At 55.7% G+C, this 4,293-nt stretch carries 6 protein-coding genes; all 6 read left to right on the top strand.

Going from position 1 to position 4,293, the window contains the following annotated elements; all coding sequences use genetic code 11:
• Positions 1-590, top strand: a 590-nt coding sequence (locus KMAL_RS16165; protein ID WP_219811430.1) for a hypothetical protein, incomplete at its 5' end; no start/stop codon positions are given.
• Positions 591-683: 93 nt separating this feature from the next.
• Positions 684-890 carry an excisionase family DNA-binding protein gene (locus tag KMAL_RS16170; RefSeq protein ID WP_110096491.1) on the top strand — a complete coding sequence of 69 codons (207 nt, stop codon included), beginning with the start codon at positions 684-686 and terminating at the stop codon, positions 888-890.
• Positions 890-1,096: a helix-turn-helix domain-containing protein gene (locus KMAL_RS17060; protein ID WP_146044256.1), complete on the top strand. Its 207-nt coding sequence runs from the start codon at positions 890-892 to the stop codon at positions 1,094-1,096. Before KMAL_RS16170 ends, KMAL_RS17060 begins: the two co-directional genes overlap by 1 nt.
• A complete protein-coding gene (locus KMAL_RS16175) occupies positions 1,086-1,316 on the top strand; it encodes a hypothetical protein (protein WP_146044257.1) in 231 nt (76 codons plus the stop codon). The genes KMAL_RS17060 and KMAL_RS16175 overlap by 11 nt, the downstream gene beginning before the upstream one ends.
• A gap of 44 nt (positions 1,317-1,360) precedes the next feature.
• Positions 1,361-1,627, top strand: coding sequence for a helix-turn-helix transcriptional regulator (locus KMAL_RS16180; protein ID WP_208624787.1), 267 nt, complete (start codon positions 1,361-1,363; stop codon positions 1,625-1,627).
• Positions 1,628-1,827: 200 nt separating this feature from the next.
• Entirely contained in the window at positions 1,828-3,948 is a 2,121-nt protein-coding gene (locus tag KMAL_RS16185; RefSeq protein ID WP_146044258.1) for a VapE domain-containing protein, read from the top strand.
• The last annotated feature ends 345 nt before the right edge of the window (positions 3,949-4,293 follow it).

The raw sequence follows: 4,293 nt of genomic DNA on the forward strand, positions 1-4,293 counted from the left end.
CAGCCATCGCAATGCAGAAATGGGCAAAGGCCGGCATGAAGCTGGTTGGCAACGGGTACGTAAGTGAATCAACAGCATGCCGGGAGACCCTTATCAGGATTGCGCTCCATTCTGCCCAGCGTTTCCCCGAGGCCGCCGCATCCTTGGCTGCCAAAGTGGGCAAGCCTGCCGCATCGGTAGATGATTTGCAGAATGAAGGGGTGCGGGCCGCGTTCAGGCTGTTACCGGAGATACTCAACACATTGGCCGGTGGCAGCACCCTGTTGCTCAAGGAACTGGGCCAGAACCCCAGCCGCAAGCCTGCCGATCTGGGCAAGCGGTATCTGGTCGCGGACCTGAAAAAGCATTTCGAGCAGCTTTATACAGCTCGCTTCACCATTTCCACCCGGCGGGGTTCGGAACGCTATGGCGTGGCACTGAACTGGTGCCGGGCCATCTTCGCGCATGTGGCTGTCCAGGCTGAACAATCCGACCTGCCGGATCATGTGCCCGAATTCCGCGAATTACAGCAATGGGCAATGCGCAGTGATGCCTTGCCTAACGTAATCAGGAGCATAAACCGGATACAAAAGGCCACTAAGGGCAAATAATCTACCAGATAATTGGCGAATATTTACCCTAAGACAAGCACGCCATAGCTGACCTATCTCAGGATTATCAAGATACTCATAGGATAATCTCAGATGGACACGCCAGTTACCGAATTTCCCGAATATGCCAGCATCGCGGAAATCACGACCAGGTTCGGAATCAGTCGTGGCACGCAATATCGTCTGATCGCCGATGGAAAAATCGAAGCGGTAAAGGTCAGAGCCGCCGTCCGCATCGTCACCGCGACTGTCGAGAAGTATTTTACCAGTCTGCCGCGCATGACAGGAAAATCCCAGTAATGCACATTTCAAATGAGAGATCTGAACTGCTGTATGGCGCGGACAAAATCGGAAAATTCCTCGGTCTGAACCCACGCCAAATCCGTCGCCGGTTTAAGGCCGGACAACTTCCCGGCTTTCACTTCGGCCGCTTGATTTGTGCAAGTGCAGATGACCTGCGGGAATGGCTGGCTTCGGCGGCTCATGGAGGCATCGATGCCCAATAATGAGTTGGTCGGGTACAAAGCGATTGCCCATTTTTTCGGTTGGGAAGTAGGTGGCCTGGGCGAACGCCGTGTCCTGTATCTGTCCCAGGCACACGGGATGCCCGTCATTCGCTCTGGAACAGGAACCCCTGTTCGTGCAGATCCCAAGGCGCTTCGTGCGTGGGTTGAACAGAAGAAGCAAGAGAGCCGTAAGAAACAAGAAACCGCCAAGCGAGCCTGATTGTGCTTGCCGGTTCTCGCTCTTTCGGTATAGTCCTAATCCGTATGAGCGAACAAAAGGCACCACGACGACTGCCAGAGTCGGCAGAAAACCTCGTCACCGAATTTGGCTTTATGCGGCTTTCTAAAGTCGCAGAGGCCCTTGGCGTCTCGCGCACAATTCTTTCTTCCGAAATCAAGGCTGGCAGACTTCCCGCAAGATATGCCGGACGGGCCTGCCTCATCGCGCGTCCTGACCTTGTAAAATGGTTGGATGCACTGCCTGCTGAACAGCCCTTCCAGGGCAAAGCGAAGCTGGCAACGATGAAGTAGCCCAAAACGAAAAAACCCCCGGCACGAAGCCGAGGGCTTAATCTGCTAACATCGGGCTGGACCCCCGGTGAAAGCGCACAACTGGAGTAATCAGTTATGCTGAACCTATGGGCAGCATCCTATCGGCATGCATCGCCGATGACAACACTTGAAGCGCCCTTACACCAGAAAACCCTGCGCCAGATGACGCGAGGTGGCTGGTGAACGCGCCTTTTCATACGAATGATGCCTTCAAGAGCAACGCAAAAGCCATTGCTCGCGCCGTGCTGGGAGAGTGCAACCGGGCACATTCCAGCGAGACGGAATGGCGCTATGGCACCAATGGCAGCCTGTCTGTGGTCGTGGCTGGTGAGCGAGCCGGGACATGGCATGACCATGAAAACGGACAAGGAGGCGGCATGCTTGAGCTTGTCCAGTCCCGCCGGAACCTCGATAAAGCGGGAGCGCTAGAATTCATGCGCTCAATCGGAGTTCCTCTTGATCCGATAGCAACCCACTCGCTTCCGGTGGCTCGCCCCAAGGTCGTGAAGGAGTATTTCTATCACGACGAACAGGGCCAGGTTCTTTTCCGCGTTGCGCGTATGGAGCCCAAAACCTTCCGCCAGTGGAGCGGATCGGCCGGCCGGAACGCTCTGGGAGAGACGAGGCGTGTTCTCTATCGCCTTCCCAGCATCATCGAGGCCCCCCCTGATAAGCCCATTTTCATCGTGGAAGGCGAAAAGGACGCTGACAATCTGGTTGCTCAGGGCCTCATTGCCACCTGCAACCCGATGGGGGCTTCCGCAGCAAAGGGCAAATCCAAATGGCGGCATGAGTATTCTGACTGTCTAAAGGGGCGTCACGTCATAATCGTCGCGGATAATGACGAAGCTGGCCGCACCCATGCCAATGTAGTCGCCACATCCGTATTGAAAACCGCCGCCTCTGTGCGTGTGGTTAATCTGCCGGACCTTCCCGAAAAGGGAGACGTGTCTGATTGGCTGGAAGCAGGCCATATCGGCGATGAACTGCTCCAGATCGCACGCCAGACACCAGCCCTAAACAAATCACCAGCAGCCATCACGCGGGAGGATCGCAGCCGACAGAAGGCAATTTCTTCGCTCGGAATGGACATACAGCATCGTCCCAAATGGATCAGCGAGCTGAGTGTCAACGACCGCGGCGAATTTCGGTCCAATCTGGCAAACGCCATGATCCCCCTGCGCTCTGCCCCTGAGCTGCGCGACCTGGTGAAGTTCAACGCGATGACTGGTGAAACAATCCTCCAGTATCCGGTGCCTTCCAAGCATATCGACATTGCCGACTTCCAGCCGCGCCCCATCACCGATGTGGACATAAGCCAGGTGCAGGAGTGGCTACAGGTGCAGGCGCTCGCCTCGCTCTCAAAGGACACCATTCATCAGGCCATTGAGATGCGGGCTTATGAACGGAAATTCCATCCTGTTCGGGACTGGCTTGTATCGATCGAATGGGACCGGCAGCCACGCGTTAAAACCTGGCTGAGCCAATACCTACGGGCAGAAGATACCCCTTATACCCGCGCCATCGGGACGATGTTCCTCGTGGCAATGGTGGCCCGTGTCATTCAGCCCGGCTGCAAGGCTGACTATCTCCTCATTTTGGAAGGTGAGCAGGGCGTCAGGAAGTCCACTGCCTGCGCAATCCTTGGCGGAGAATACTTTTCCGACAACATGCCGCCAGTGAGAGACGGTTCAAAGGATCTTTCCCAGCACCTACAGGGCAAATGGCTTCTCGAAATTGCTGAAATGTCCTCCACCAGCAAGGCAGAAGCGGAAAGCCTCAAGGCGTTCGTCACACGGCCTGTAGAGCGCTATCGCCCCCCTTACGGCCGGAAAGACATTATTCAGCCCCGGCAATGCGTGTTCATCGGCACCACCAACAAGTCAGAATACCTGCGCGATGAAACTGGTGCCCGCCGGTTCTGGCCGGTCAAGGTGGGCATCGACCGCGCCGTGGATACAGCCGCCCTTTCAGCCGACCGGGAGCAGCTATTTGCTGAGGCTGTGCAGCTCTACCGCGACAAGGTTCCATGGTGGCCGGATGGCGACTTTGAAAAGCAATACATCACGCCAGAGCAGGAAGGACGCTACGAAATCGACCCTTGGGAAGCCAGCATACGGGATTACCTGCAGGGCCGAAGTTCAACCCACGTGATGGAAGTGGCCAGGCAGGCTATATTCCTCGACATCAAAGGTGTTGGCACAACAGAAGGTCGCCGGATTTCTTCCATTCTCGGTCGCTTAGGATGGGAGAGGTACAAAGGCCCGAAGGGTGTGCGCGGGTGGCGTCCAAAGGGCTGAGGGTGGCAGCAGGTGGCACGGGTGGCAGTAGGTGGCAGCAAGGGGTGGCAGTAGGTGCCACCCTTTTTTTGTTGGTTTTCTGCCATTTATATCTGTGGGTGGCAACAGTGGCATCATTTTTCGAAACTTCTATATCCCCTGCACGCCATTCACTCGTAAACCGTCATCTAGTGTACGAATAAGCCAGAAAAATTAGTTTCTTTTGGCAAATATGGTGCCACCTACTGCCACCTAACGGAAATATGGCTGTTTTCCGCTGTTATTTTGGGTGGCAGCAAGGGGTGGCAGCATTTTCTTGGGTGGCAGCATTGGTGCCACCTCGTATGGCTTGAGTGCGGAGCGCGA

The sequence above is a fragment of the Novacetimonas maltaceti genome, assembly GCF_002906255.1.
GTDB classification, from domain to species: domain Bacteria; phylum Pseudomonadota; class Alphaproteobacteria; order Acetobacterales; family Acetobacteraceae; genus Novacetimonas; species Novacetimonas maltaceti.

Bases quoted from the DNA above. Each gene is read 5' to 3' on its own strand.
- KMAL_RS16170 (WP_110096491.1), top strand. From the start codon at position 684: ATGGACACGCCAGTTACCGAATTTCCCGAATATGCCAGCATCGCGGAA.
- KMAL_RS17060 (WP_146044256.1), top strand. From the start codon at position 890: ATGCACATTTCAAATGAGAGATCTGAACTGCTGTATGGCGCGGACAAA.
- KMAL_RS16175 (WP_146044257.1), top strand. From the start codon at position 1,086: ATGCCCAATAATGAGTTGGTCGGGTACAAAGCGATTGCCCATTTTTTC.
- KMAL_RS16180 (WP_208624787.1), top strand. From the start codon at position 1,361: ATGAGCGAACAAAAGGCACCACGACGACTGCCAGAGTCGGCAGAAAAC.